Annotated in this window: 18 protein-coding genes; all 18 read right to left on the bottom strand. The window is 51.7% G+C overall.

Annotated features, from left to right (window positions below):
- Window positions 1-23: 23 nt before the first annotated feature.
- Window positions 24-2,270 carry a Stk1 family PASTA domain-containing Ser/Thr kinase gene (gene pknB, locus DXD12_RS02200; protein WP_118637208.1) on the bottom strand — a complete coding sequence of 749 codons (2,247 nt, stop codon included), beginning with the start codon at window positions 2,268-2,270 and terminating at the stop codon, window positions 24-26.
- Complete coding sequence (locus DXD12_RS02195) at window positions 2,267-3,013, bottom strand: Stp1/IreP family PP2C-type Ser/Thr phosphatase (protein ID WP_118637206.1); 747 nt, start codon at window positions 3,011-3,013, stop codon at window positions 2,267-2,269. Before DXD12_RS02195 ends, pknB begins: the two co-directional genes overlap by 4 nt.
- Window positions 3,010-4,074: a 23S rRNA (adenine(2503)-C(2))-methyltransferase RlmN gene (gene rlmN, locus DXD12_RS02190; protein ID WP_118637204.1), complete on the bottom strand. Its 1,065-nt coding sequence runs from the start codon at window positions 4,072-4,074 to the stop codon at window positions 3,010-3,012. Before rlmN ends, DXD12_RS02195 begins: the two co-directional genes overlap by 4 nt.
- Before the next feature lie 71 nt (window positions 4,075-4,145).
- Complete coding sequence (gene rsmB / locus DXD12_RS02185; protein WP_118637202.1) at window positions 4,146-5,477, bottom strand: 16S rRNA (cytosine(967)-C(5))-methyltransferase RsmB; 1,332 nt, start codon at window positions 5,475-5,477, stop codon at window positions 4,146-4,148.
- A complete protein-coding gene (locus tag DXD12_RS02180) occupies window positions 5,470-6,186 on the bottom strand; it encodes a zinc metallopeptidase (protein WP_118482174.1) in 717 nt (238 codons plus the stop codon). The genes rsmB and DXD12_RS02180 overlap by 8 nt, the downstream gene beginning before the upstream one ends.
- A 66-nt stretch (window positions 6,187-6,252) precedes the next feature.
- A complete protein-coding gene (gene fmt, locus DXD12_RS02175; protein WP_106999965.1) occupies window positions 6,253-7,197 on the bottom strand; it encodes a methionyl-tRNA formyltransferase in 945 nt (314 codons plus the stop codon).
- Between the two features lie 49 nt (window positions 7,198-7,246).
- The gene (gene def / locus DXD12_RS02170; protein WP_022358693.1) at window positions 7,247-7,720 is read right to left on the bottom strand and encodes a peptide deformylase; all 474 of its coding nucleotides are present in this window, start codon (window positions 7,718-7,720) and stop codon (window positions 7,247-7,249) included.
- An 18-nt stretch (window positions 7,721-7,738) separates the two neighbouring features.
- Window positions 7,739-9,955 carry a primosomal protein N' gene (gene priA, locus DXD12_RS02165; RefSeq protein WP_182457003.1) on the bottom strand — a complete coding sequence of 739 codons (2,217 nt, stop codon included), beginning with the start codon at window positions 9,953-9,955 and terminating at the stop codon, window positions 7,739-7,741.
- Window positions 9,956-10,116: 161 nt separating this feature from the next.
- Complete coding sequence (gene murF / locus DXD12_RS02160; RefSeq protein WP_117795534.1) at window positions 10,117-11,526, bottom strand: UDP-N-acetylmuramoyl-tripeptide--D-alanyl-D-alanine ligase; 1,410 nt, start codon at window positions 11,524-11,526, stop codon at window positions 10,117-10,119.
- Window positions 11,527-11,544: 18 nt separating this feature from the next.
- Complete coding sequence (locus DXD12_RS02155; protein WP_118637198.1) at window positions 11,545-13,008, bottom strand: UDP-N-acetylmuramoyl-L-alanyl-D-glutamate--2,6-diaminopimelate ligase; 1,464 nt, start codon at window positions 13,006-13,008, stop codon at window positions 11,545-11,547.
- Window positions 13,009-13,050: 42 nt separating this feature from the next.
- The gene (locus DXD12_RS02150; RefSeq protein ID WP_243105328.1) at window positions 13,051-16,347 is read right to left on the bottom strand and encodes a DNA translocase FtsK; all 3,297 of its coding nucleotides are present in this window, start codon (window positions 16,345-16,347) and stop codon (window positions 13,051-13,053) included.
- A gap of 139 nt (window positions 16,348-16,486) precedes the next feature.
- The gene (locus DXD12_RS02145) at window positions 16,487-17,293 is read right to left on the bottom strand and encodes an ATP-dependent Clp protease proteolytic subunit (protein WP_118628492.1); all 807 of its coding nucleotides are present in this window, start codon (window positions 17,291-17,293) and stop codon (window positions 16,487-16,489) included.
- Between the two features lie 325 nt (window positions 17,294-17,618).
- The gene (locus DXD12_RS02140) at window positions 17,619-19,298 is read right to left on the bottom strand and encodes an SH3 domain-containing protein (RefSeq protein WP_118628493.1); all 1,680 of its coding nucleotides are present in this window, start codon (window positions 19,296-19,298) and stop codon (window positions 17,619-17,621) included.
- 15 nt (window positions 19,299-19,313) lie between these two features.
- Window positions 19,314-20,993 carry a C40 family peptidase gene (locus tag DXD12_RS02135; protein ID WP_118637196.1) on the bottom strand — a complete coding sequence of 560 codons (1,680 nt, stop codon included), beginning with the start codon at window positions 20,991-20,993 and terminating at the stop codon, window positions 19,314-19,316.
- Between the two features lie 532 nt (window positions 20,994-21,525).
- Window positions 21,526-22,323, bottom strand: coding sequence for an ABC transporter ATP-binding protein (locus DXD12_RS02130; protein ID WP_117795542.1), 798 nt, complete (start codon window positions 22,321-22,323; stop codon window positions 21,526-21,528).
- On the bottom strand, window positions 22,323-23,240 hold the full coding sequence (locus DXD12_RS02125) for an ABC transporter permease (RefSeq protein ID WP_117795544.1): 918 nt from the start codon (window positions 23,238-23,240) through the stop codon (window positions 22,323-22,325). Before DXD12_RS02125 ends, DXD12_RS02130 begins: the two co-directional genes overlap by 1 nt.
- Before the next feature lie 130 nt (window positions 23,241-23,370).
- Window positions 23,371-24,393: an ABC transporter substrate-binding protein gene (locus tag DXD12_RS02120; protein ID WP_106999973.1), complete on the bottom strand. Its 1,023-nt coding sequence runs from the start codon at window positions 24,391-24,393 to the stop codon at window positions 23,371-23,373.
- Window positions 24,394-24,575: 182 nt separating this feature from the next.
- Window positions 24,576-25,976, bottom strand: coding sequence for an ATP-binding protein (locus DXD12_RS02115; protein ID WP_118637194.1), 1,401 nt, complete (start codon window positions 25,974-25,976; stop codon window positions 24,576-24,578).
- Between the last annotated feature and the right edge of the window lies 1 nt (window position 25,977).

The raw sequence follows: 25,977 nt of genomic DNA, 5'->3' as shown, positions 1-25,977 counted from the left end.
CTGTACCTTACAACTACCTCTTATTAATTATCTGAAACTTCCACAAATTCAAGCTGATACGTTTTTAGAACCCGATCGTTCGTCAGATCGAGGATCTGCAGCTCGCCTGTCTGCACACCGTCCGCTCCCTCGATATTATAATGAATCGGAAGCGTGATATCGCCGCCGATCTCCCTCGGTTCCATGACCGTCTTAGTCACAGTATTGCCGGCAATCGTCTGCTTCATCACAATACTGACGCGGATATGCGTATCTCCGGAACTTGGTCCAAACAGTTCACTCATCTGGAATTCATCGTTGATCGCCGCCACATAGCGGGTTCCTTTTCCCAGACTGACTGTATAGCCAATGGCACTTCCCTCCGGTGTATCTGTTTTCTCCAGGACATCCTGACTGATGATCTTGCCCTTTGCCACTTCTGAACTCTTCGCTTCCTTGCGCTCGCCAAGCCCTAATCCGACCGCTTCCAGAACAACTTTTGCATTTTCCTCTGAAAGCCCTGTAATCCTCGGCATCGGTACCGTCGGTACGTCCGGACCTGTGCTGACATACAGCGTCACCGTGCCGCCTGGATCCACGCTGGACGGGCTGTACCGGATCACTATACCGGAGGCAACCGTATCGCTGCTCTCTTTCTGCACTACTACGGTCAGTTTATTTTCTTCTGCCAGAAGCGTCTCTGCATCCTCGCCGGACATCTCTTCCAGTCCAAGTTTCGTCAAATCTATTGCCTCATTGCCTTCTCCGATCGTGACGATAACTTCCGTCTGTTTCGAGACAACCGTGCCGCTGGCAATACTCTGACCGATGACCTTCCCCTTTTCAGAGGTTTCCGACTTTGCATATTCATAACGGATTTTCAACGACTGCTTTTCCAATGCTGTCTTCGCCTCATCCTCCGTCATGCCGTCCAGCGGCGGAACCCTGCACTCCGTTGATTCCAGACTCTTGCTCTCAGACGCCTCCGAAGAAGCTTCAACGGTCGTCTTCGGATGCTTCTGACTACCAGATCCCAGATTAAAGATGCCTGTCAACTTCGCAGCAATGACAATCACAACCACCACAATCAATACGGCTGCACCGATTCCAATCATCGTAAGCAGGCGCTCCATCTGCGGATTGACATCCTCGCTGTCTTCTTCTATACGGCGTCCCTTCCGTCTACGGTCTGGGCGCCTTGAGGTTTCTTCCTCATAGACATCCGTCTCTTCTTCCTGCCAACCTTCTATCTCGTTCTCCGACGGTTCCGGCTCTTTCCAGACTACCTCACCACGTTCATTTTCTGTCGGAACCGGTCCGGTCTTTTCACTCACTGCCGGATGTTCCATCGTCTGTTCCAGATTTCGATTTCTCTGTACCTCCATCTGGCGGTTCAGTTCCTCTGCCCCGCGCACGACTGTCGGGGAATTCTCATCAAATTCCGGTTCTTTTTTCAGGAAATCATCGTTTGGATCCACCAGCGCATGGCGCAGATCCGCGATCAGCTCATACGCATTCTGGTAACGGCGTTCCGGCTTTTTTTGGGTACATTTTAAAATAATGCGGTCCAGGCTTGCCGACACCTCCGGGTTGATGCGGCTCGGCGGCTGCACCGGTTCTTCCAAATGCGCCAGTGCCACTGAAACCGGGTTATCCCCGTCAAACGGAAGTTTTCCTGTTAGCATCTCATACATCGTGATTCCCAGTGAATACAGATCGCTTCGTCCGTCGCTATAATTTCCTTTTGCCTGCTCCGGCGAGATATAATGCACGGAACCGACCGCATTGACCCCGATCGTCTGGGACGATACAGCTCTGGCAATACCGAAATCCGCCACCTTCACCTTGCCGTCACGCGAGATAATCATATTCTGCGGTTTGATGTCCCGGTGCACAATATGCTGGTCATGTGCCGCTGCCAGCCCCTGCGCTACCTGGATGGCAATTCCAATCGTTTCTTTGACGCCCAGATGACCTTTCTTGAGAATGTAGCTTTTCAGCGTGATTCCCTCGATGAGTTCCATGACGATATAATGAAGACTGCCCTCATCCACAACGTCATAAACACTCACAATATTTGGATGGGAAAGCCCTGCCGCCGCCTGCGCCTCCATCTTGAATTTGCTGACGAAATTCGCATCCTGGCTGTACTCATCCTTTAAAACCTTGATCGCCACCAGACGGTTCAGAGTGTGGCATTTTGCCTGATACACCTCTGACATGCCGCCCGTACCAATCAGTGAGAGGATCTCATAGCGATCCTGCAGATAAGTTCCCGGTTTCAGCATCATGATTCTCTCACCTCCTTGATCTGCGGGTCAATCAATATGACCGCGATATTATCTTTCCCGCCGTTCTGGTTTGCGAGCGCCGTGAGCGCCCTTGCCTTGGTGTCCAGGGTTCCCGGCAGAAGCACCATCCGGTAAATTGCTGAATTATCCACCATATTGGTTAACCCGTCCGAACACAGCAGTACGTAATCGCCCGGGTTCAGTGAAACCTCAAAGAAATCCGGCTCCACATGCCCACCGATCCCGACCGCGCGGGTAATGATATTTTTCTTCATCTCATATTCCCGGCTGCCGCGGCTCATCTGTCCCAGCGAGACCATCGCCTCCACGTAGGAATGATCCCGGGTAATCTGATGAATGCCGGAGCGCTCAATCCGGTAGAGACGGCTGTCCCCCACGTTTGCCACATAGAGTGTATTTCCCTGAATTGAAGCCGCTACCAGCGTTGTTCCCATGCCGGCAAGCTCCTCGCGCTCACAGGAAAGGGTATAAAGTTCCTGATTGACTGCCTCGATCCCCTTTCGAAGCGCCGCGACCGGCTCATTCTCACCACTCTCTTTGATATATTCCGGCATATGCTCGATCAGATAGCGCGAAGCAAAATCTCCCGCCTGATGACCGCCCATTCCGTCCGCCACGACAAACAGGTTGGAAAGTTCTCCCACCGGCTCCGTGCTGGCAAACTGAGCATCCTGATTGACCTTACGCGTTTTTCCGATATCCGTCAGTGCGTATGCTTTCATTTGACTGCCGCACCTTCTTTCTCCTGCTCTTTATCCATATAGCTCTTCCGGAGCTGTCCGCAGGCACCGTCTATGTCGCGCCCCATCTCGCGCCGGATTGTCACATTGATTCCCTTAGATTCCAGACATCCCTTAAATGCTTCGATTGCTTTCCGTCCCGACTGTACATAAGAGCGCTCCTTGATCGGATTGACCGGAATCAGATTCACATGCCCATGCTGATCCTGAATCAGCGCCGCCAGCTCGCGCGCCTCGTCCAGATTGTCATTGACTCCCTGCACCAGGCTGTACTCAAACGTCATGCGGCGTCCCGTTTTTTCAAAATAGTAATGACAGGCCGCCAATACATCCTTTAACGCATATGTACGCGCGATCGGCATCAGGCTCTTCCGCACCTCGTCATTCGGCGCATGCAGAGAAAGTGCCAGCGTGATGGTCAGTCCCTGATCTGCCAGCTCCCGGATCTTCGGAACCAGCCCACAGGTGGAAACCGTCACATTCCGCTGACTGATATGCAGTCCGCCTTCCTCCGTCAAAAGATGGATAAAGCGGATCAGGTTATCGTAATTGTCCAGCGGTTCACCCGATCCCATCACAACCACGTTGGAAACGCGTTCGCCTGTATCGCGCTGAATCTGATAAATCTGGTCCAGCATCTCCGACGGGCGCAGGTTCCGTTCCAGGCCGTCCAGGGTCGAAGCACAGAAACGGCAGCCCATCCGACACCCCACCTGCGAGGAAATACAAACGGAATTTCCATGCTTATAACGCATCAGGACACTCTCGATGACATTGCCGTCCGCGAGGCGGAACAGGTACTTGCGTGTTCCATCGATCTGCGAAATCTGCACCCGTACCTTTTCCAGTGATACATACTCGCACGCGTCCTGCAGCTTCTGCCGGAGCGCCTTGGAAAGGTTTGTCATATCGTCAAAGGAAGATGCCAGTTTTTCATGCATCCACTGATAGATCTGGGCGGTCCGGAATGGTTTTTCGCCCAGACTCACCAAAAAGGCACGCAGTTCCTCCTGCGTCATTGATTTTATATCCTGCTTTTCCATATCGGACTGCCTCCCTCTCTCCTATATGCACTCTCGGAGTCTTTCCTGTATTCATACACTGTTCCGTCCAGTTATCCTTTTCTTTTCATCACAGAGATGAAAAATCCATCACACGGATGAACGCCCGGATAGAGCTGGATGTATCCCTCTTTCAGGCTGTCTTCCTGAAAATCAATCCCCAGACGACCACTGATATCAACCGGCTCAAATGGATATTCGTTTAAAAACCATGCCCGGTTTTCATCATTTTCCAGACGGTTGACCGTGCAGGTGCTGTAAACCAGCACTCCACCCGGCTTCACGTACTGCCAGACCACCGACAGCATCTGCCGCTGCAATGCAGCCAGGTCCCGGATTCCGTCCATTGAAGCGTTGTATTTGATATCCGGCTTGCGTCCGATAATGCCAAGTCCTGAACACGGCAGATCAGCAATGACCACATCCGCTTTCTGCTCCATCGAAGCATCGAATTCACACGCATTCCAGGCGCAGGCAGAGACGTTTGTACAGCCGCTGCGGGCAATATTCTCCTTGATCAGAGATACCTTGTAATCACTCACATCCCGGATCTCAACCTGTCCAGTTCCGTGCAGCAGATCCGCCGCATGAAGCCCTTTTCCACCCGGTGCCCCACAGACATCGAGTACAAAATCACCCTCTTTAATACCCGCCGCATCACCTGCCAGCGACGAACTCAGGTCCTGAATCCGGATTAGTCCTTCGCGGAACGCATCCAGACTCTCTGGATAGTCCACTCCCGTCAGACGGTAAACGCCGCTTCCCGTCGCTGTCTCCTCTGCCGTCACGCCCTGGGCGGACAGGGAGGCAAGAATCTCTTCTTTCCCTGCACGGCTCTCGGCAAACCGCACCATAAACGGACGTTTCTCCAGACCAGCCTGTGCCATCCTGTGCGTCGTCTCTGCCCCATAGTTTTCCTCCCAGAGAGATAAAATCCAGTCCGGCATTGAATACCGCACTGAATCATCCGGGAAGGTCAGTTTGCCTTTTCCACGCACCACAGAACGCAGCACACCATTTACAAAGCCGGAAAGTCCGGAAAATCCGCGTTTTTTCGCAAGGCGCACCGCCTCATTGCACGCCGCCGAATCCGGTACACGGTCCATATAATAAATCTGGTACACGCTCATCCGCAGAAGTGTGCGGATAAACGGTTTCATCTTATGAACTTTTGTTTTGGAATATGCGTTGATAATATAATCAATCTGGATTTTATACTCCACCGTCCCGTCCACAATCCGTTTTAAAAACGAGCGGTCTGATTTTTCCAGATACTGATATTTAGAAAGAGCCTGAAAAAGGGCCAGATGTGTATACTGTCCCTTTTCCAGAATCTCGGTCAAAATTTCGACCGCTATTTCACGCAGCGCAGTTCCATCAGTCATCGCGTCGTCCTCCAAATAATATAATCAGACGCAGAAGCTGTAAAATCGAACCAGCCGCCGCTGCCACATACGTCAGTGCCGCCGCACCAAGCACCTGTTTGGTATATCCAACTTCTTCCCCGCGAAGAATCCCTGTTGAATCAAGCAGACGTACCGCACGCGCGGATGCATTGAACTCAACCGGAAGCGTCACCAGCTGGAACAGCACCGACAAGGAAAATAAAAGAATTCCAAGTGAAACGATCGGAGATCCCATGCCGCCGATCAGGACACCAATCAGGATCATAGGCCAGGAAAGCTGTGCGCCGATGTTGACCACCGGCACCATTGAACCGCGCAGGCGCAGCGGAACATACTCAGATGCATCCTGCATCGCATGTCCGCACTCATGCGCCGCAACACCGATCGCCGCGACCGAAGTAGAACCATATACACTCTCAGATAAATTCACAGTCTTGGTCCGCGGATCATAGTGGTCGGTCAGACTGCCTGCCACCTGGCGGATCTGGACATCATAGATGCCCTGTGAATTTAAAAGCTGTCTCGCCGCCTCGGCTCCCGTCATGCCAGTCATGCTCCGGACTCTTGAAAACCGCGCGTAGGTGCTTTTCACCTTCGCAGATGCCCCTAATGACAGAAATACACCAATTAATACCAGAATCATCGTCGGATCAAACATACTGTAATATCCATATCCGTATCCGTACATATCACTCCAACTCCTTTCAAACGCCTGGCTGCCTGTAGCAGTTCAGTTCCTGCTGAAGCATTCATTTTATCCGAGCTTTACTCCCGTTTCCACCGGATATCCGCGTAAAAATGCCGCCGTATCCATCCGCTTCTTGCCTTCCAGCTGAAGTTCCCGGATCGTGAGAAGCCCTTTGCCGGTCTGGACAGAGAATGCATCTTTACCGACACGTACCACCTGTCCGAATGTCTCCGGTGACGGCCTTCCCGCCGCATCTTCCTCGACATCCGCCGACCAGATTTTCAGGGTTTTTCCTTCAAATTTTGTATAAGCGCTCGGCCATGGATTTAAGCCGCGGATCAGGCGCTCAATCACTGCCGCATCCATCGACCAGTCGATCTGCCCCATCGACTTATCGAGCATTGTCACATGGGTTGCCTCTGCCTCATCTTGTTTAACCGGATGCAGGATTCCCGCCTCCGCTTTCTCAAGCGTGGAAAGAATCAGCTTTCCTCCCGCAAGGCTCAAGCGGTCAAACAGGCTGCCGCCTGTCTCTTTCGGATCCAGGCGTACTTCCACGGTATCCAGGATATCTCCGGTGTCCAGACCGACATCCATCTGCATCGTCGTCACACCGCTGACCTCATCGCCATTGATGACCGCCCACTGGATCGGAGCTGCCCCACGGTATTTTGGCAGAAGCGACGCATGGATGTTGATACAGCCGTATTTCGGCAGGTTCAGAATCCGCTCCGGCAGAATCTGGCCAAATGCAATCACGACGATCACGTCCGGCTGAATCTTCGTCAATTCCTCAAAAAATGCCTCATCCTTGCGGACGCGCACCGGCTGATACACCGGGATTCCATATTCCAGCGCTTTTTCCTTGACAGGCGGCATTGCCATCGCCTTGCCGCGTCCCTTCGGCTTATCTGGCTGTGTCACCACCGCCGCTACTTCATGCCGGCTCTGATAGAGCGCTTCCAGTGTCGGAACCGCAAAATCCGGTGTTCCCATAAATACGATCTTCATATCTGCCTGTCACCCCACTCTTGTTTCTCTCTCATTCTGGCAATGTGCTTTATTCTTCCTCTGCCGCTACATCCTCTAACGGACCTTCTACCAATTCCACATACAGATGTCCGTGCAGATGATCGCACTCATGGCAGATCGCACGTGCCAGGAAATCATCTGCTTCCAGGACAAACTCTTCCATTTTTTCGTTCAGCGCGCGTACCTTTACGTGGCTCGGACGGGTTACCAGACCAGCCTTGCCCGGAACGCTTAAGCAGCCTTCCTGACCAGTCTGGCTGCCGGACATTTCCTCGATGACCGGATTGATCAGGACATACTGGTTGCCGTCCTCCACGTCGATTACTACGATCTGTTTGCGGATACCGACCTGCGGTGCTGCCAGACCTACGCCGCCGGCTGAATACATCGTGTCAAACATATCCTCTATCAGTTCAAGTGTGTGATCGGTTACCTCCGTCACTGCCTTACACTCTTTTTTCAGTACCTCATCGCCAATAGTTCTAATTGACCGGATTGCCATTTTATACACTCTTCCTCTCTATGATATATCGTATTGAATCTGGACCGCCTGCCATTTTGTATCTGCGGCAGCCAGGGTTTCAATCTGACCCCTGATTTGATCCAGTATAGCACATTTTTCACACTTTATATATAAAATTTTTCTGTAGATGTCATTAACTTTGTATACCGGTGCCGGAACCGGACCGATACACTCGGCACTTTCGCGCAGCCGCCGCGCCGCCATTTCCGCACATTCATCCAGCACCACCTCATCGCCGCAGGCAAAATAAACCGCAGCCATCTGGCAGACTGGTGGATAATGAAGCAGCCTCCGGTAATTGATCTCATGGCTGTAAAACAGCTCATAATTCTGCGCCGCTGCCGCCTGCACGGCATAGTGTTCCGGCCGGTACGTCTGGATGACCACATCGCCGGGCTTCCCGGCGCGTCCCGCTCTGCCAGCCGCCTGCGTCAGAAGCTGGAACGTCCGCTCCGCGCTGCGGTAATCCGGCGTATTTAAGGAAAGATCCGCCGCCAGGATTCCGACCAGCGTCACTCCCGGAAAATCATGCCCTTTTACAATCATCTGCGTGCCGATCAGGATATCTGCCTCACGATTTGCAAATGCCTCCAGAATCGCTTCATGTCCGCCTTTTTTTGCCGTTGTATCCGCATCCATCCGCAGGATCCTCGCATCCGGAAACCGAATTTTCGTAAATTCTTCCATCTTCTGCGTTCCGGCCCCAAACCCGGCAATATACGGTGATCCGCAGGACGGACACTGCTTCATCAGTGGAATCGTATAGCCGCAGTAATGACAGACCAGACGGTTCTTCCCGTGTAGTGTCAGGGAAACATCACAATGCGGACAGGTCACCGCCTTTCCGCAGGAACGACAGGAAACAAAATTGGAATAGCCGCGCCGGTTCATAAAAAGCATCGTCTGCTCGCCACGTGCGAGTCTCTCTGTCAACATTGCATCCAATGACCGGCTGAACACCGATTTATTGCCTGCCTGCATCTCCGCACGCATATCAGCGATCTGTACCTTCGGCAGGATACTTCCCGCCACTGCCCGGTGATGCAGGGGCAGAAGCACATATTCGCCATTCTGAGCCCGCAGATACGATTCCAGAGAAGGAGTCGCTGAGCCCAAGACCAGCGAAGCCCCGGAAAGCCGGGCGCGCTCCGCCGCTACTTCCCTTGCATGATAGCGCGGCATCGTCTCGCTCTTATAGGCGCCCTCATGTTCCTCGTCGATCAGAATCAGTCCCAGATTGGAAAATGGGGCAAACAGCGCCGACCGCGGTCCGATCATCACGGAAACCTCGCCCCGCGCCGCCCGTTCCCACTGATCATAGCGTTCTCCTGCAGAGAGACGGGAATTCAGAATCGCGATCTGATCGCCGAATCGCCGGTAAAACCGCATCACCGTCTGATATGTCAGCGAAATTTCCGGGATCAGCAGAATCACCTGCTTTCCATCCCGCAGGACACGCGCCATCAGCTCCATGTAGACTTCTGTCTTTCCACTTCCCGTAACGCCGTGAATCAGATACGTTTCACGTTTCCCCGTCTCATAATCCTCACAAAAACGGTCAACCGCCGCCTGCTGCTCTTCATTGAGGCGCACGGTCTGTCCGGCTGGACGCGGCAGTTTTGCATGGTTTAACCCGCGTTCCTCACGGGAAACTTTCACTGAAAGCTGTCCCTGTTCCTCCATCGGGCGGATCGCCGCCAGGGTCAGGTCAAGCTCCCGTCGGGCAAATTCCATCGGAATATCCAGATTGTCCCGGAATGCCTCAAGGAGCCGCACCCGCGCCTTATAATGCCGCTTCTGTGCCGCCAGGATTGCCGCTTCCAGCTCTTCCTGGTTTAAAAGACAATGCAGCGTCTTTTTCTCGCGCGGTTTTATCTTTTCCTTGACGGGAAGTACGGTTTTGAGCGTCTGGTTCATCGTCGCGCCATAACGTTCCCGCATCCACCACGCCAGACGGATAAGCTGAGATTGCACCGACATACTGCCCGGTGCGATCCCAGCTATCTCCTTGATGCGGGATGGGTCATACTCCGCCGTATTTCCCATTCCCACCACATATCCAGTCCGAAGTGAATTACCCTTTCCAAACGGTACCGTCACGCACGTTCCCGCCGTAATCTCCTCCGCCAGATGCGTCGGAATCCGGTACTGAAACGGGCGATCCACCTTCTCATGGGATATATCTATAATAATATCCGCGTATTGATACGCCATGATTCCTTCTCTTTCTATTTCTAATTCAAGTCGAACGTCCGTGAGACTTGGCGCGTGATTCTGGTCAGCGAAGCTGACATATTCTTTACAGAATCACTATGCATCCTCGCGGAGCGTTTATCTCAGTCGGAGAATGGACTCCCACTGAGACAAACTTGCTATTACTTACCACCTGAAGAGGTGGGAGTCTTCTCGACTGAGATAAACCTCGCTGCCGTCTCCCCCAGCTTCATACTGTTGGAACCCTTGAACAGGACTGCATCTCCCTCACCGATTTGTGCATCCAGCCAGTCAAGCATATCTTCTTTTTCGTCCTCTTCAAACGAAACGACATGCAGATCCGGTTTGACTTTCTTTGCTCCCTCGGCGATCGCCTGCGCCAGTTCGCCATATACAACCAGGATATCGACCGGTTTTTCCGCCAGAAACGCACCAACTTCACGGTGGAACTGAATCGTATTCTCTCCCAGTTCCTTCATATCTGCCAGAACCGCAATTCTGCGTCCTGCCGGCAGGGAAGAAAGCACACCTATCGCCGCTTTCATCGAATCCGGGCTTGCATTGTAGGTATCGTCCACGATCGTATAACCATTTTTATGATAAATCTGCTGACGGTTCTTGAACCCGCCAAATTCAAGCAGCTTTTCCGCTGCATCGGCAAGCGGCACACCGTAGGCATCCGCAACCGCCAGGGCAGCCAGCGCATTCATGACATTGTGCTCGCCCATAACAGTCAGCTTCACCGGGACGCGCACCTCGCCGTGTACCATCGTAAAGGACGGAAATCCATCCGGATATGAAAGATCCTCGGCGCGGTAGTCGTTATCTGCTCCAAGTCCATAACGGACGGTATGGCAGCCTGCTTTTGCATGCACGGTGGAAAGCATATCATTATCTCCATTTACAAACAGGATTCCGCCTGCCTTCATACCGTCCTGGATATGCAGCTTTTCTTTTAAGATATTCTCGCGGGAGCCCAGATTCTCAATATGCGTCACACCGATATTCGTCATGACTGCCGAATCCACCGCCGCAATCTCCGCGATCACCGCCATCTCGCCCGGCTCACTCATTCCCAGTTCCAGCACGCCGATCTCATCATTCTCAGAAATCTCCGAGATCGTGAGCGGCACACCGATCTGGCTGTTGTGGTTTGCCGGTGTCTTGAATGTCTTATATTTCGCTGAAAGCGCCGCCGCCACCATTTCGCGCGTCGTCGTCTTTCCCACGCTGCCGGTGATACCAACTAACGGGATAGAAAGGCGTGCCCGCAGGCAGCGTCCGATCGTCTGCAATGCCAGTTTCGTATCTTTCACCTGGATCAGCGCGCCGTGAAAGCCCTCCGGTGCCGCCTCATGCTCCGAAGTCAGTGCGGCTGCCGCCCCATTGTCCATCGCCTGAACCAGGAAACGATGCGCGTCTGATTTCTCCCCGATCAGCGGAACAAACAGATCCGCCCCGCGCATACTCCGGGAATCAATGCTGATGTGTTTTAACTCTGTATCTGCATCTCCGCAGAGCAGTGTTCCCGACACTGCTTCCACGATATGTCTGACTGTAATATGGTCCATATTTTGCCTCCAAATTGATTACATATGCAGCTTCTTCACCGTCTCCTGCACTACTTCCCGATCAAGGAAATGATAGCGCACGCCCTCGATCTCCTGATAATCCTCATGCCCTTTTCCGATGATCGCGATGATATCGCCATCCTCCGCATGGGACAAGCTGTACTCAATCGCTTCGCGGCGATCCGGGATTTCAACGTATTTGCCGTCGGTTTTTGCAAGTCCGACCTTGATATCTGCCAGAATATCTTCCACTTTCTCAAAGCGGGAATTATCCGCCGTGATGATCGACAGATCTGCCAGCTTTCCGCCAATCTCTCCCATCGAGTACCGGCGATCGCGCGCCCGGTTGCCGCCGCATCCGAAGACGCAGACGAGACGCTTCGGCTTGTAGTCGCGCAGCGTCAGAAGAAGACTTTCCATGCTGACCGCATTGTGGGCGTAGTCAACGATCACGGTGCACTTTGCTGATTTATATACAATCTCCATCCGTCCATCGACCTGGATATGTTCCAGCGCATGGCAGACTTTCTCCTTCGGCAGATCAAAGAAGCTGCACACGCCCGCTGCCGCCAGCGCATTGTCCACGTTAAATTTGCCCGGAATGCCGACACGCAGATCGCTCTCATATCGTCCATGCGTCTGAAATTCGACGCCCACGAAATCATGTTCGCGTACATAGTGAATGTCATCCGCTGTAAAATCAGCCGCCTGTTCCAATGAAAAGGTCAGGATCTCTGCTGTCGCCCCTTCTACGATCGCATCAAAGTTCGGATCATCGCGGTTGACCAGCGCTGTCCGACAGTTTTTCAAAAGCTGCTTTTTGTAGTAAAGATATTCTTCAAAACTTGCATGTTCATTCGGGCCAATATGATCATTGGAAATATTCAGGAAAATTCCATAATCAAAGAAAAGTCCATCTACCCGGTGCATCAGGTAGCTTTGGGAAGAAACCTCCATCACGATGTAACGGCAGCCCGCTTCCACCATTTTTGCAAAATATTCTTGCAAAATGTAGGATTCCGGCGTCGTATTTTTGGTCGGATAATGATTCTCACCGATCACAGCGCCGTTCGTTCCGATGAGACCCGTCTTCTGTCCGGCTGCCTCCAGAATCGCCTTGATCATATAAGTGGTAGTCGTCTTTCCCTTCGTGCCGGTCACACCGATCGCCGTCATCTTCCGCGCCGGATAATCAAAACGTGCCGCCGAAAGAAGCGATAGCGCGTTCCGTCCATTCTTCACTTGAATGACCGTCACGTTCTCAGGTGCCTCAACCGGATGCTCGACCACCAGAACCGGCGCGCCCTTTTCAACCACATCCGGGATAAAGGTATGCGAATCGACGTTTGCCCCGCGCATACACACAAACACCGTCCCCGGCGCCGCCTTTCTTGAATCGTAGACCACCTCGTCAACCTCCGTCTCCAGGCTGCCCTGCAATAATGTATACGGCAATTCTTTCAGCCAGCTTTTAAGCTTCATAGGATACCTCCTGATTTTGATATTTTATAATGATTCCGCTTTTTAATATCCTTCTTCCATCATGTTTTCAAACTGCTCCATGCTCATCAGCACCTTACGCGGCTTCGTGCCTTCTTCCTCACCGACCACGCCTGCATCTGCAAGCTGATCCATGATACGCGCGGCACGGTTGAAGCCAATCTTAAACATACGCTGCAGCATGCCGATGGATGCTTTGTCTTTCTCAATAATAAATTTACCTGCCTGTGCAAAATAGGCATCGCGCTCACCGCCGCCAAAGCCCACATCCATCGCCGTCGAACGGATCTTGGACTCAACCTCGGCGCTGTACTCTGCGGTCAGCCCCTCCTGTTTCAAAAATCCGACCACATCCGAAACCTCATTGTCGGACACAAACGCGCCCTGTACACGCTGCGGTTTCTGATAACCCGACGGATAGAACAGCATATCGCCCTTTCCGAGCAGTTTCTCCGCGCCGTTCATATCAATAATGGTACGGGAATCCACTCCAGAAGAGACGGAAAAAGCAATTCTCGACGGAATATTTGCCTTGATCACACCGGTGATGACATTGACCGATGGTCGCTGCGTCGCAATCACCAGATGAATGCCCGCTGCACGCGCCAGCTGTGCCAGACGGCAGATCGAATCTTCTACTTCGCCCGGCGCTACCATCATCAAATCGGCAAGCTCATCCACGATAATGATGATCTGGGGCAGTTTCTCCGGTTTCTTCGGATCGTCGATATCCGCAATCGACGCAACCTTGGCATTGAAACCCTTAAGATCGCGCACACCGTATTTTGCAAACTTCTGGTAACGGTCGGTCATCTCTGCCACCGCCCAGTTGAGGGCTCCGGATGCCTTTTTCGGGTCGGTCACAACCGGAATCAAAAGATGCGGAATACCGTTGTATACACTTAACTCTACCACCTTTGGATCGATCATGATGAGCTTGACCTCGCTCGGCTTTGCTTTATAAATCACACTCATGATCAGCGTATTGATGCAGACTGATTTACCCGATCCGGTCGCACCCGCGATCAGAAGATGCGGCATCTTCGCAATGTCGCTGACAACCGTCTGACCTGCGATATCTTTTCCGACCGCGAATGCCAGCCGGGACGGATATTTCTTAAATGTCTCCGACTCCAGCAGATCGCGCAGCAGAACCACATGGTTCTCCTTGTTCGGAACCTCGATACCGACTGCCGCCTTGCCAGGAATCGGCGCCTCGATACGGATGTCCGCCGCTGCCAGATTTAACTTGATATCATCCGCCAGCGCTACAATCTTGCTGACCTTGACACCCTGCTCCGGGTGAAGCTCATAGCGGGTAACCGTCGGTCCACAGCTGATGTTTGTAACCGTCACACCCACGCCAAAGTTCTGGAGCGTCTGCTGCAGCTTGATCGCCGTCTCCCGGTACTCCTGATCCGAGAAATCGGTCTGTCCCGTGCCACGTTTTAAAAGCGTCAATGGCGGGAATATGTATTCTTTCTGGATCTTCTTTTCTTCCTCTTCCTTGCGCTCGATCTGCTCTGGAACCGTTAGTTCCTCAACTGGAAGTGCTTTTCGTTCTTCCCGTTTCTGCTCCAGTTTTTTCTGTATCGCCTCTGTATCTGTCTCGATCACCTTTCCGGATGCAGTCACGACCGTTTTGGAATCCTCCGGGACAAAGAAACTGCCCTTTGCCTCGCCCCGTTCCGATTCCAGCGTCTTATAATAGCCATCAATTGGCTCGGAATCTGTTTCCCCAGATATAGGTCCGTTCCCTTCATTCTCATTTTCCATCGAAACGGTTTCCCACTCGTCTTCCGATGGTTCAAAGACATCCTGATGCCCTAAATCTGTATGAACCTCCTCCGCGGTCAAACCGGAAACCGCCTCCGCAGCCGGTCTCTCCCGTGTCTCTACCGGATAATAGCCTGGACCTTTCTGACTCTCGCCGCCGGCAAATTCTTCCATCGTCCGGGTATCACGGCGTACATACAGGCGTTTCAGTAACTGGTCGCCCGCACTGTCCTCTGTCTCTGCAGGCTCCTCCGCAAATTCTGTCTCTCTTACCGCCCGCGCCGTCTCGCGCTCCGCTTCTTCCTGAAGCTGGGATTCTGAACCAGCGTATGTATATGGATCCTGCTCCGATTCCACTGGTTCTTCTTCGTACTCCACCGGATCTTCTTCATACTCCACCGGTTCCGGTTCTACCGCTCCGCCGCCGTGAAATATCTGACCGCGAAATACATCTGCCGGATTCTTCTTCTCTACTCCCTGTCCGGAATCCTGTGCCAGATTTTTTCCCTCTGCCGGAACATCGGTCCAATCATCATAAGCCGCTGTCTCATCCTGCAAGTTTTCCTGTCTTCCATGCATCTCACGGAATTCCTCCGGTGCGTCCTCCGGTCCCAGCACGGTTCCCTCCGGGACTCCTTCCGAGAAATTCCGCATCACTGGCAGCTCGGTCAGCTTGGCGCCCTCAAGATCAACGCCACGGACCCGCTGTTCCTCCCGCAGACGGCGTTTTTCTTCCTTTTTCTCCTCATGTATCTCACGGCGGCGGCTCATATCTTCTTTCGCATACTCATACGCCCTTCCGCTGCCCTGTTTAACGAAGTTTACCAGGGAACGCTCCGTAATGCACACAGCACCGAGTGCCAAAAGCACCAGCAGAATCAGAACTGCTCCGATCGTTCCCACTGTTCCGCACAACAGCAGCATCAGAATGCCACCGATAAAGCCGCCTCCACCTGCCTGCGCGTAATAATCGCCCAGATTCCAGTCCAGATGCTGACCGCCTCCCATGAGAAGCTGGGAAAGTCCGCAAAGTGCCAGAAGCACCTCGCCAACCGCCACCAACTTGGCTACGGCTTTCTGGTTGCCTCGGTTTGAAAGATAAAAACAAGTTCCCATAAATAAAAGGAATGGCACCAGATACCCCATCACGCCGAATACGCCAAGCAGAGTCGATCGCAGAAAACTTCCGACAAAGCCGCAAAGCCCGAAATTGCTCAAAAACAAAAGTACCGATATTGCAAATGATACAATAATCGCCACTTCCGTTCCCATAAATGCCCCTGTACCACTTTTCTCCACCGGCTCCGGCGCCTGGCTGGCGCGGCTTCGGCTTCCTGTTCCTTTCGCGGTGCCTTTTCCGGACGAAGCTTTCTTCTTCCCCCCACTCTTTTTCTCGTTCAGCGTCTCCTCCGCTTTCTTCGCCGCAGGGGACTTTCTGGATCGCCCGGCTTTTTTCTCTGTCCCAGCTGTTTCCCCGGCACGCTCTGTACTCTGTCTTTTCCTGCTTGTATCTGCCACCTGTCTCATGCCTCCAATATTTCCCATGTATCTGCGGTTCCTCCTGTTTCACAAAATACAGCCTCCCGCAGACTGCTTTTCTCATTTTACATTCTTATTATCTCATTCAGTATACCCAAATTCAGGAAAAAAAGCAACGCTTTCCTAAAATTTTCGCACGTATGTTCTACTTTCTTTTCAGATTTTCACTAAAATCCGTCTTCGTCATCCGGTCGTGTGCATCTATTTCCTGTTTCTTCCCATCGATCGCCCGGTTCAGCCATGCAAGCGCTTCCCGGATCCCGCCGCATTCATCGATCAGTCCCTCCTGGACCGCCTCCCCGCCAACCAGGACCGTTCCCAGATCTTTTGTCATCATCTCCGTATTGAGCATCAGGCTCCGGAGGCGCTCATAGGAGATCTGACTGTGTCCGGACACAAAGCTTAAAATACGATCCTGAATCATTTCAAAATAATCATACGTCTGCACGGCACCGATCACCATCCCCGTCATCCGTACCGGATGTACCATCATCGTCCCGGTCGGGACAATAAAAGAGTGATCGACCGCCACTGCGAGCGGCACACCGATCGAATGGCTGTCCCCGATGACCAGTGAAACGGTCGGTTTGCTGAGCGAAGCAATCATCTCCGCCAGTGCCAGTCCACAGCTTACATCGCCGCCCACCGTGTTAATCAGGACTAAAACTCCCTCCGTCTCACCGCTCTCCTCGATCTCCGCCAGCTTAGGCAGAATATGCTCATATTTCGTCGTTTTCGTATTGCCGGACAAATTTTCATGTCCCTCTATCTCTCCGATGATCGAGATTAATTCAATGTGATTGCCATTCTTTCCCGTAATATCCGTCTGTCCATTTTCACGCTTCTGAATCGGATCCTCCTGCGCCTGTTCCCGGTTTTCTCCCGCCTTATCTGCCTGCTTGTCCCACGCTTCATTTTCCCATTCCCTGTTTTCACGATTTGCCCGAATCATATTTTCCTCTTTTCTGCGCTCTTTTCATCTTACACGCGGATTCAATGTTTTTTCTCAACTGCCTAATTCATTCTTAGTATTCTGTCTTCCTATTATCTTTATTCACTGAAACCGCTTTTTATACAAACAAGGATGTACCTTGGCTCATTCGGGCGTCTCGCACGGTCACTTGCGACATGTTTCTGCTTCGCGCGAGTGCGCATCCCCGCGGAGCGTTTTTTATTTCATAGGACACAATTTCCTATGAAACAGAAAAAGAGAGCTGGGAAAAGCTGCCTTTTCTCCCTGCTCTCTTTCAAATAATTTTTATTAACTTTTCATGAAATTAATCGCCCAATACGTTGACGATCTTCGCCGGGGTACGATAATTCCAGGTGGAAATCTTGATACCGGACCTTGCATTCGACGCATGGCACACGCGTCCGCCGCCAATATAGAGTGCTACATGATTGATTGTTCCGCCGCTGTTTGTATAGAAGATCAGATCGCCCGGACGCATCTGGGAGGAACTGATACTTCTTCCTGCTCCCGCCTGGGAACCCGAATGATGCGGCAGGCTGACACCAAAATGCGCCATAACCGACATCGTAAATCCAGAACAGTCCGCACCGTTTGTCAAGCTTGTACCGCCCCATACATATGGATTTCCAAGGAACTGGGTCGCGTAGTTTGCGATCTGCGCACGCTTGGAGGAGCCGCTTGAAGATGCTTTCTGGCTGCCAGAACCACCTTTACTGCTGCTCTTGCTTCCAGAGCCTCCCTGGCTGCTCGCCGCCTTGGTCTCAGGCTCCGGTGTCTCCTCAACCGGTGTAAACTCGATCGCCTCATTTAACGCATACCGCACATCGACAAATTCAGTCGCTACATAGGCACTCGTCTCATCCAGTGCAATCTGCACCCAGCCATCCTGCTGGCTCATAACCGTATACCGCTCGCTGTTGGAAATCTGCGTCCAGATCGGCGCGTCCGTGTTGGGTTCCGTACGGGCATTTAGACGGTCTGTCGATACAATCGCCATCAGCTGTGCAACCTGCAGTGCCTCCTGCTTCGCCGCATCTCCTGTCAGGATAAATTCAGATTTAACATAGCCGGTAACCGGACCGGACTTGATCTTGTACCAGCCGCCATCCTCTGTCGTTTCCAAAATCTCACCACCGGACTTGCTTGTCATCTTACCGATGATCTTCGCATCTTCCTTCGGCTCCACACGGATATTTAAGTAGTTATTGACATTGGAAATACCCAGATTGTCATACATGTTGAGAACCATCGTCCGCAGATCCAGCTTACGCGCCTCATTTAACGCATAGCGCACATCCGCATAATCCGCTGAAATATAGCCCCCGCTGATCTGAATCCAGCCGTCCTGCTCGCTGACAATGGAATAACGCTCATTTTTCAGTGCCTGTTCCAGCACCTGCGCATCCTCACTCGGCTCACTCCGGATATTCAGCTTGTCAGTCGTGATGACCGCCATCTTCTTGACCAGCTCAAATGCCTCTGTTTTTGCCGCCTCGCCGGTCTGTACAAATTCTGAACTGATGTAGCCCTCCAGACCGCCGGAAGATATCTGATACCAGCCTTCCTGGGAATCGTCCAGAATCTCGCACGCACTGCCGCCCATCAGTTTGCCAATGACATCGGAGGTTGTACTGGCGCTCTCACGCATATTAAGATAACCAGATACATCCACAATACCCAGATTCTGGTAGGACTCGACTACATTTTTCTTTTCTTCGTCCTCTTTTGCCTGTTCCTCATCCTCCGGCAGCGTCTCTCCGATCACGGTTTCCTGCACCTCTGCCTCGGATGCCGATGCCACCCGGGCGTTTCCAGAACCTCCGAACGTGCCGCCCTGTGCCAGCTTCACGATGATAACCAGAGCCAGCACCACAATGACAGCACAGCCTCCGATCATGAACCAGTGCATCGGATCTTTGCCATTTCGTCTCTGACGTACTTTCTGCAGGCGTTCTTTATAATCTTCTGTCTTTTGCTCTTCCATCTTATCCTCTCCCTATCAGTCTCCCAGCATATTGACAATCCGGTACGGATTCCGGTAATTCCAGGTAGAAATCTTGATGCCGCTTCTCCGGCTCGCCGCATGGACGATCTGACCATTGCCAATGTACATCGCCACATGGTTGACCGTTCCCTTGCGATTCGTATAGAAAATCAGATCGCCCGGACGCATCTTCGAAGAATCAATCTTCGTACCCGTCCGCGCCTGTTCCCGGGACACCCGCGGCAGGGACACGCCCGCCACATGGCTGTATACATATTTTGTAAAACCAGAACAGTCCACACCCGAATGCGGGTCATTACCGCCCCAGACATAACGGTTTCCGACAAACTGAAGGGCATAATTGACAATCTGGGTCCGCAAGGATTCTTTTTCTTTTAATGGGGTAAATGGGATCGCCTCCGGCAATGCATAACGCACATCTACGAAATCAGTCGCCACATACGCACTCGTCGTATCGAGCGCAATCTCGACCCAGCCATCCTGCTGGCTTATAACGTCGTAACGCTCATTGTTAGAGATCTGCGTCCAGATCGGCGCATCCGTGCTCGGCTCCGTGCGGGCATTCAGGCGGTCGGTTGAAACGATCGCCATCAGTTCTGCAACCTCCATCGCCTCCTGCTTCGCCGCATCTCCTGTCAGGATATACTCCGCCTTCACATATCCAGTGACGGGACCCGACTGGATCTTATACCAGCCGCCGTCCTCGCTCGTCTCCAGAATCTCTCCGGCAGACTTGCTCGTCATCTTACCGATGATATTTCCATCCTCACTTGGCTGATCGCGCACATTCAAGTAATTATCCACACTGGAAATACCTAGATTTTTGTATAAATTCAGCACCATCGAACGCATATCCAGCTTCCGCGCCTCATTGAGTGCGTATTTGATCTCTGCATAATCCGTGGAAATATAACCGCTCGAAATCTGAATCCAGCCATTCTCCGGCTCACCCTCGACCACATAGCGCTCATTTTTCAATGCCTGACCGACAACCTCAGACTCCGTGTTCGGCTCTTTTCGGATGTTCAGGGAGTCTGCCGTGATGAGCGCCCGCTTTTCAACCAGTTCCAACGCTTTTTTCTTCGCCTCATCCCCGGTCAGAACAAACTCTGAGCTGATATAACCGGAAATACCGCCAGATTCGACCTGATACCAGCCCTCTGTTGAATCATCCACGATCTCACACGCACTGTCGCCCATCAGCTTGCCGATGATGTTGCCATCCGTGCTCGCCGTCTCACGCATATTCAGATAACCGGACACCTGCACGATACCCAAATTTTTATAGGAAGCTACCACTGCTTCTTTCTCTTTGATCTCCTCCGCTCTGGACTCTTCGGATGCCTCGTCCTTCGAAAGCTCTGATGCTGTCGCCGCCCCATTCTTTGCAGTTCCGGCTCCCGCCTGACGGCTGAGCAGGGACTTGCCTGCAAATGCTGCAACTGCAAGAGCAATCACCACCCCTGCTGCTATCACTCCGAAGCGCAGATTCTGACTCTTATCTTCGCCCTGGCGCCTGCGCGAATGTCCCGCGGATTCCCGGACCGGATTTGGTGTCTGATCCTGAGCTGGCTCTGATTCCTGACTCTGAACTGCTTCCGGCTCTTGAATCCGCTCCGCCGCTGGCACCTGTTCTGACTCCTGCGTTTCTTTTTTGTTTTCTTCTTCTAACATATGGATCGCTCCTGATTTTTCTTGAAATTATGACTTAATATCTTAAACGTAATTTTTATTTTATCATATTCGTAGGGAATTGCCAAGGAAGGATGTGGAGGAAAAAATGAATTTTCTATGAATGAATTATTACAGAAGTGTTAAGTTGTATATAAACGGTTAAGTCGTGAAAGGGGGAATTAGTTGGAAATATGGGAGAGGAGAATGCCCTCCGACCGCTCGCGCCGCCGGAGGGCATTCTTTCTCACTTATAGTCGTGGTTTTTAATTTGTTGACCCACTTTTCATTCCGTATACTTTTTGTCTGTTATCGGTTATTGATTTTATTCAAGTCGAACGTCCGTGAGACTTGGCGCGTGATTCTGGTCAGCGAAGCTGACATATTCCTATCAGAATCACTGCGCATCCTCGCGGAGCGTTTATCTCAGTCGGAGAATGGACTCCCACTGAGACAAATTTGCTATTACTCACCACCTGAAGAGGTGGGAGTCTTCTCGACTGAGATAAAACCCTTCAAATCTTATACCCCCTGCTTATTTGGCAAGCATCATACGATCATTCGCAAATTCTTCTCCGCTTACCTTTTCAAATCTCTCTAACAGGTCTTCTACCTGCAGATTCTTCTTCTCTTCCCCTGCTACATCGTAGATAATCCGACCTTCGTGCATCATAATCAGACGGTTGCCGATCTGAATCGCATCTTTCATGTTATGGGTAACCATAAGCGCGGTCAGATTTTGTTCGTCTACGATCTTTTCGGTAAGATCGAGGACTTTGCGGGCTGTTTTAGGATCGAGGGCGGCGGTGTGTTCGTCTAAGAGAAGGAGCTTTGGCTTCTGGAGAGTTGCCATCAGAAGGGTGAGCGCCTGGCGCTGTCCGCCGGAGAGTAAACCCACTTTGCTGGTCATACGGGTCTGAAGCCCCAGATCGAGCTGTGCCAATGCCTCACGGTAGAAGTCCTTTTCATTCTTTTTGATGCCCCAGCCGAGTCCTCTGGATTTGCCGCGGCGCAGTGCCATGGCAAGGTTTTCCTGTATCTCCATATTGGCGGCGGTGCCGCGCATCGGATCCTGGAAGACTCTGCCGATATATTTAGCGCGTTTGTATTCTGGTTCTCTGGATATGTTTACGCCGTCGATCTCGATTTTACCGGAATCGATCGGATATACGCCTGCGATCATATTTAACATAGTGGATTTTCCAGCACCGTTTCCGCCGATGATCGTCACGAAATCGCCCGGTGCCAGGTGTAAGTTGATACCGTTTAAGGCTTTTTTCTCATTAACAGTTCCTTTATTAAAAGTTTTCTTTACATTTGTTATCGTCAGCATTACTCCTCGCCCCCTTCTGAATAATCTTTTCTCAGCCGATATTTAGCGAGTGCTACCGGAATACAGAGTGCCAGTGCTACAATGACAGCAGAGAGCAGCTTCATGTCGTTTGCATCCATACCCATGCGGAGTACAACCGCACGGATCACAAAGTAAATGACCGAACCGACAACCACGGAGGTCAGTTTCCAATAAAAAGAGGTCAATCGTCCCATCAGGACTTCGCCGATGACGATCGCCGCCAGACCAATGACGATCGCACCCGTACCACTTCCAACATCACCATATTTCTGGCTCTGGCAGACGAGTGCGCCGGAGAGAGCGACCAGGCCGTTGCTAACCATCAGGGATAAAAGCTTCGCCATACGAGTGTCCACGCCCAGCGCACGCACCATATCCTCGTTGTTACCGGTTGCACGCATCGCACTTCCGATCTCGGTTCCGAAGAACCAATAAAGAAACAGAATAGCCGCCACCGCCAGCACAATTCCAACGATCATCGATGCCTGTGCCTGAGTCATCCCGAAGGAAGTAGCCAGACCACTGATAAGTGTCTTGACTTTCAGAAGCGGCAGATTGCTCTTTCCTCCCATGATCCGGAGGTTGATCGACCAGAGGGAAATCTGGGTCAGAATTCCTGCCAGAATCGCTGGTATCTCAAATACAGTATGAAGAATACCCGTTACCGCACCAGCCACGACACCGGCTGCCACTGCAACTAAAAGTGCCAGCACCGGATTTACTCCTTTGTTGACTACCAGGACTGCACAAACGCAGGCACCCAGCGCGAAACTTCCGTCTACCGTCATATCCGCGATATTCATCAGGCGGAATGTAATGTAAACTCCCAATACCATGATTCCCCAAAGAACGCCCTGTGCGACCGCGCCCTGCAGGGATACTAATAAACCGCTCAAACTTTTACCTCCCCGTGTTTCGTATTTTCTTCACCTGATTAACTGTAAAGACTGCCAGATCGGCATATTTATTATATGCTTCTGATCTGACAGTCCATCTCATTTGAAGTTTAGATCTTTCTGGTACTCTTTATTTCTCGAGTCCAGATACATCGATTCCCAGCGTCTGCGCTGTCTCTTCATTGACACTCAGCTCGCACTTGGAAGCGTCCAGATAGCCGATCGGCATCTTAGAAATATCGGCGCCCTCAGTCAGAATTTTAACGGCCTGCTCACCGGTCATGTAGCCTAACTGGTAGTAATCAATACCGTAAGTAGCAAGACCGCCTGCATCTACCATGCCCTTCTCGCCGCAGATAACCGGAAGTTTATTCTCATTTGTTACCATCGTTACGGTCGCCATACCAGCTGCGATCATGTTGTCGGTCGGTGTGTATACGCAGTCTACATTGCCAACCATAGATTCTACAACGGTAGGAATCTCATTGGAATTGGAAACGGTGTAATCTTCATACTCAATACCGGCTGTGTCGAGTGCTTCTTTCGCCATATCAATCTGAAGAACGGAGTTTGCCTCCGCGCTGCAATACAGAAGTCCGACCTTCTTTACATCTGGAATAATCTGCTGCATCAGGTCAATCTGCTCTTTAACCGGAGTCAGATCAGAAGTACCCGATACGTTGCCGCCCGGAACCTCGTTGCTCTCTACCAGACCGGAAGCCGCCGGATCGGTAACAGCGCTGACAAGAATCGGAATCGAATCCGTCACACCTGCAACTGCCTGTGCTGCCGGGGTTGCGATTGCAAAAATCAAATCATCTTTATCGTTGACCAGTTTCTCTGCGATCGTCTGGCATGCAGACTGCTCGCCAGCTGCATTCTGCTGGTCGATCTCGTATTTGATGCCTGCATCGTCCAGCGCTGCCACGAAGCCCTCATTGGTCTTATCCAGTGCCACATGCTGGGTCAGCTGTAATACGCCAATCTTATAAGTCTCGCCGTCTGCTGTCTGCTCTGCCTCTTTGCTTTCTTCTCCGTCTGCGGACTCCGCTGCTGTCGTGTCCGTACTTGCTGTCTGTCCTCCGCAGGCTGCCAGGGATGCCGCCATCGCGCCAGCCAGCATCAGGGCTGCTAATTTCTTTGTCTTTCTCATAATATCATCCTCCTGAACCTTTTCAACGTATGTAACAGATTTTCCTCTTATGCATCAAACCATGATTTGTTTTTCACTTTAAAGAGCTGAACTGTTACGCTTTAAAGCAATCATACTACAAACTCCAAAAAGAGTCAACCTAAAATTCTGCTATTTTATAGGGAATTCAGGTTGACTCTTTTTTATTTTGCTTCCGCAATCTGCAGTTTCACCGTAAACGTTGAACCTTTTCCGACTTCCGACTCTACCTTCACGCTTCCATGATAAAAATTCACGATATGCTTGACGATCGAAAGACCAAGCCCGGTGCCGCCCTGTTTGCGGCTGCGCCCTTTATCCACCCGGTAAAACCGCTCAAAAATACGGCTCTGGCTCTCCGCCGGGATGCCGACGCCGGTGTCGCGGACCGTCAGTATCATATCCGCGCCCCAGTGCTTGACCTGCACCCAGATTTCGCCGCCCTCGTTGTTATACTTGACCGCGTTTGTCAACAGATTGTTAAACAGCTCCTGCATCTGGCGCAGATCGGCACGAATTGTGAAATTCTCGCACTCTTTATGGACTGTGATGCCGCGCGACGCCGCCTGCGCGGCAATCGAAGACAGGCTGTCCTCCAGCAGTTCCACCGTGCGGATTGTCACAATATCTGCTTTCGCACCGCGCGATTCCAGACGGGAGATCATCAAAATATCATCCACCAGGTTCGTCATCCGCATTGCCTCTTTTTTTATGCGTCCCAGAAAATCATGTGCCGTGTCCAGATCCTGTGCCATGCCGCTTTCCAAAAGCTCGACATAACCGCGGATCGAAGTGATCGGTGTTTTCAGCTCATGCGATGCATTGCTGAAAAACTCCTGCCGAATCTGTTTTTCTTTCTCAATGCGCTCCAGATATTTCTTCATATTCCGGGACATCCGCGTCGTCGTGTCCGCGATGACATTGATCTCCTCATACGGGCATTTTTCAAACTGAAAACGCGTGTAGTCGTCATCCATCCGCACCATTTCGCTGGAAATTTCCTGCAAAGGACGCGTGATTGACTGGGAAAACCGTTCCGCCTCCATTGCCGATGCAAAAAAAGCTATTCCAAAGCTCAAAAAAGCGGCCGGAATCAACATCAGGATATATTCACCCAAACCGGTTGAACAGGCAGAAAGGCGCAGTATGTATTTGCCGTCCGATGAACGGATCGCCGCGTACGCCATCTGCATTCCTAACGTTCCGGAGCGCCGCACCGAATATCCATAGCCCGTCGCCAGCGCATCCTTCACTTCCTTGCGCTCCAGATGATTTTCCATCTGATTCACCTGCGCTACTTCCGTATCAGCCACCACCGTGCCATCCATCCGGATCAGCGTATAACGGCTATTATTGTCGTTCGTAAGGTCGCTCAAATCCATCAGCTGTTCTTCCACATTTCCCGTATAATCCAACATACGGTCAACGGATTCCAATGCAAAATGCATGTCCTCCCTTGACCGTTTGAGCAATACACTGCTGGTAACCACCAGAGCGATAAATGTATTCAGAACCAGCGCCAGGAATAACAGATGAATAAATTTCGTCAAAATCGCTTTTCGCATC

The organism is Clostridium sp. TF11-13AC, from assembly GCF_003481065.1.
In the GTDB taxonomy this organism is placed as follows: domain Bacteria; phylum Bacillota; class Clostridia; order Lachnospirales; family Lachnospiraceae; genus Otoolea; species Otoolea fessa.
This window is presented reverse-complemented; position numbering and strand designations above follow the sequence as displayed.

Bases quoted from the DNA above. Each gene is read 5' to 3' on its own strand.
- pknB (WP_118637208.1), bottom strand. From the start codon at position 2,270: ATGATGCTGAAACCGGGAACTTATCTGCAGGATCGCTATGAGATCCTC.
- DXD12_RS02195 (WP_118637206.1), bottom strand. From the start codon at position 3,013: ATGAAAGCATACGCACTGACGGATATCGGAAAAACGCGTAAGGTCAAT.
- rlmN (WP_118637204.1), bottom strand. From the start codon at position 4,074: ATGGAAAAGCAGGATATAAAATCAATGACGCAGGAGGAACTGCGTGCC.
- rsmB (WP_118637202.1), bottom strand. From the start codon at position 5,477: ATGACTGATGGAACTGCGCTGCGTGAAATAGCGGTCGAAATTTTGACC.
- DXD12_RS02180 (WP_118482174.1), bottom strand. From the start codon at position 6,186: ATGTACGGATACGGATATGGATATTACAGTATGTTTGATCCGACGATG.
- fmt (WP_106999965.1), bottom strand. From the start codon at position 7,197: ATGAAGATCGTATTTATGGGAACACCGGATTTTGCGGTTCCGACACTG.
- def (WP_022358693.1), bottom strand. From the start codon at position 7,720: ATGGCAATCCGGTCAATTAGAACTATTGGCGATGAGGTACTGAAAAAA.
- priA (WP_182457003.1), bottom strand. From the start codon at position 9,955: ATGGCGTATCAATACGCGGATATTATTATAGATATATCCCATGAGAAG.
- murF (WP_117795534.1), bottom strand. From the start codon at position 11,526: ATGGACCATATTACAGTCAGACATATCGTGGAAGCAGTGTCGGGAACA.
- DXD12_RS02155 (WP_118637198.1), bottom strand. From the start codon at position 13,008: ATGAAGCTTAAAAGCTGGCTGAAAGAATTGCCGTATACATTATTGCAG.
- DXD12_RS02150 (WP_243105328.1), bottom strand. From the start codon at position 16,347: ATGGGAAATATTGGAGGCATGAGACAGGTGGCAGATACAAGCAGGAAA.
- DXD12_RS02145 (WP_118628492.1), bottom strand. From the start codon at position 17,293: ATGATTCGGGCAAATCGTGAAAACAGGGAATGGGAAAATGAAGCGTGG.
- DXD12_RS02140 (WP_118628493.1), bottom strand. From the start codon at position 19,298: ATGGAAGAGCAAAAGACAGAAGATTATAAAGAACGCCTGCAGAAAGTA.
- DXD12_RS02135 (WP_118637196.1), bottom strand. From the start codon at position 20,993: ATGTTAGAAGAAGAAAACAAAAAAGAAACGCAGGAGTCAGAACAGGTG.
- DXD12_RS02130 (WP_117795542.1), bottom strand. From the start codon at position 22,323: ATGCTGACGATAACAAATGTAAAGAAAACTTTTAATAAAGGAACTGTT.
- DXD12_RS02120 (WP_106999973.1), bottom strand. From the start codon at position 24,393: ATGAGAAAGACAAAGAAATTAGCAGCCCTGATGCTGGCTGGCGCGATG.
- DXD12_RS02115 (WP_118637194.1), bottom strand. From the start codon at position 25,976: ATGCGAAAAGCGATTTTGACGAAATTTATTCATCTGTTATTCCTGGCG.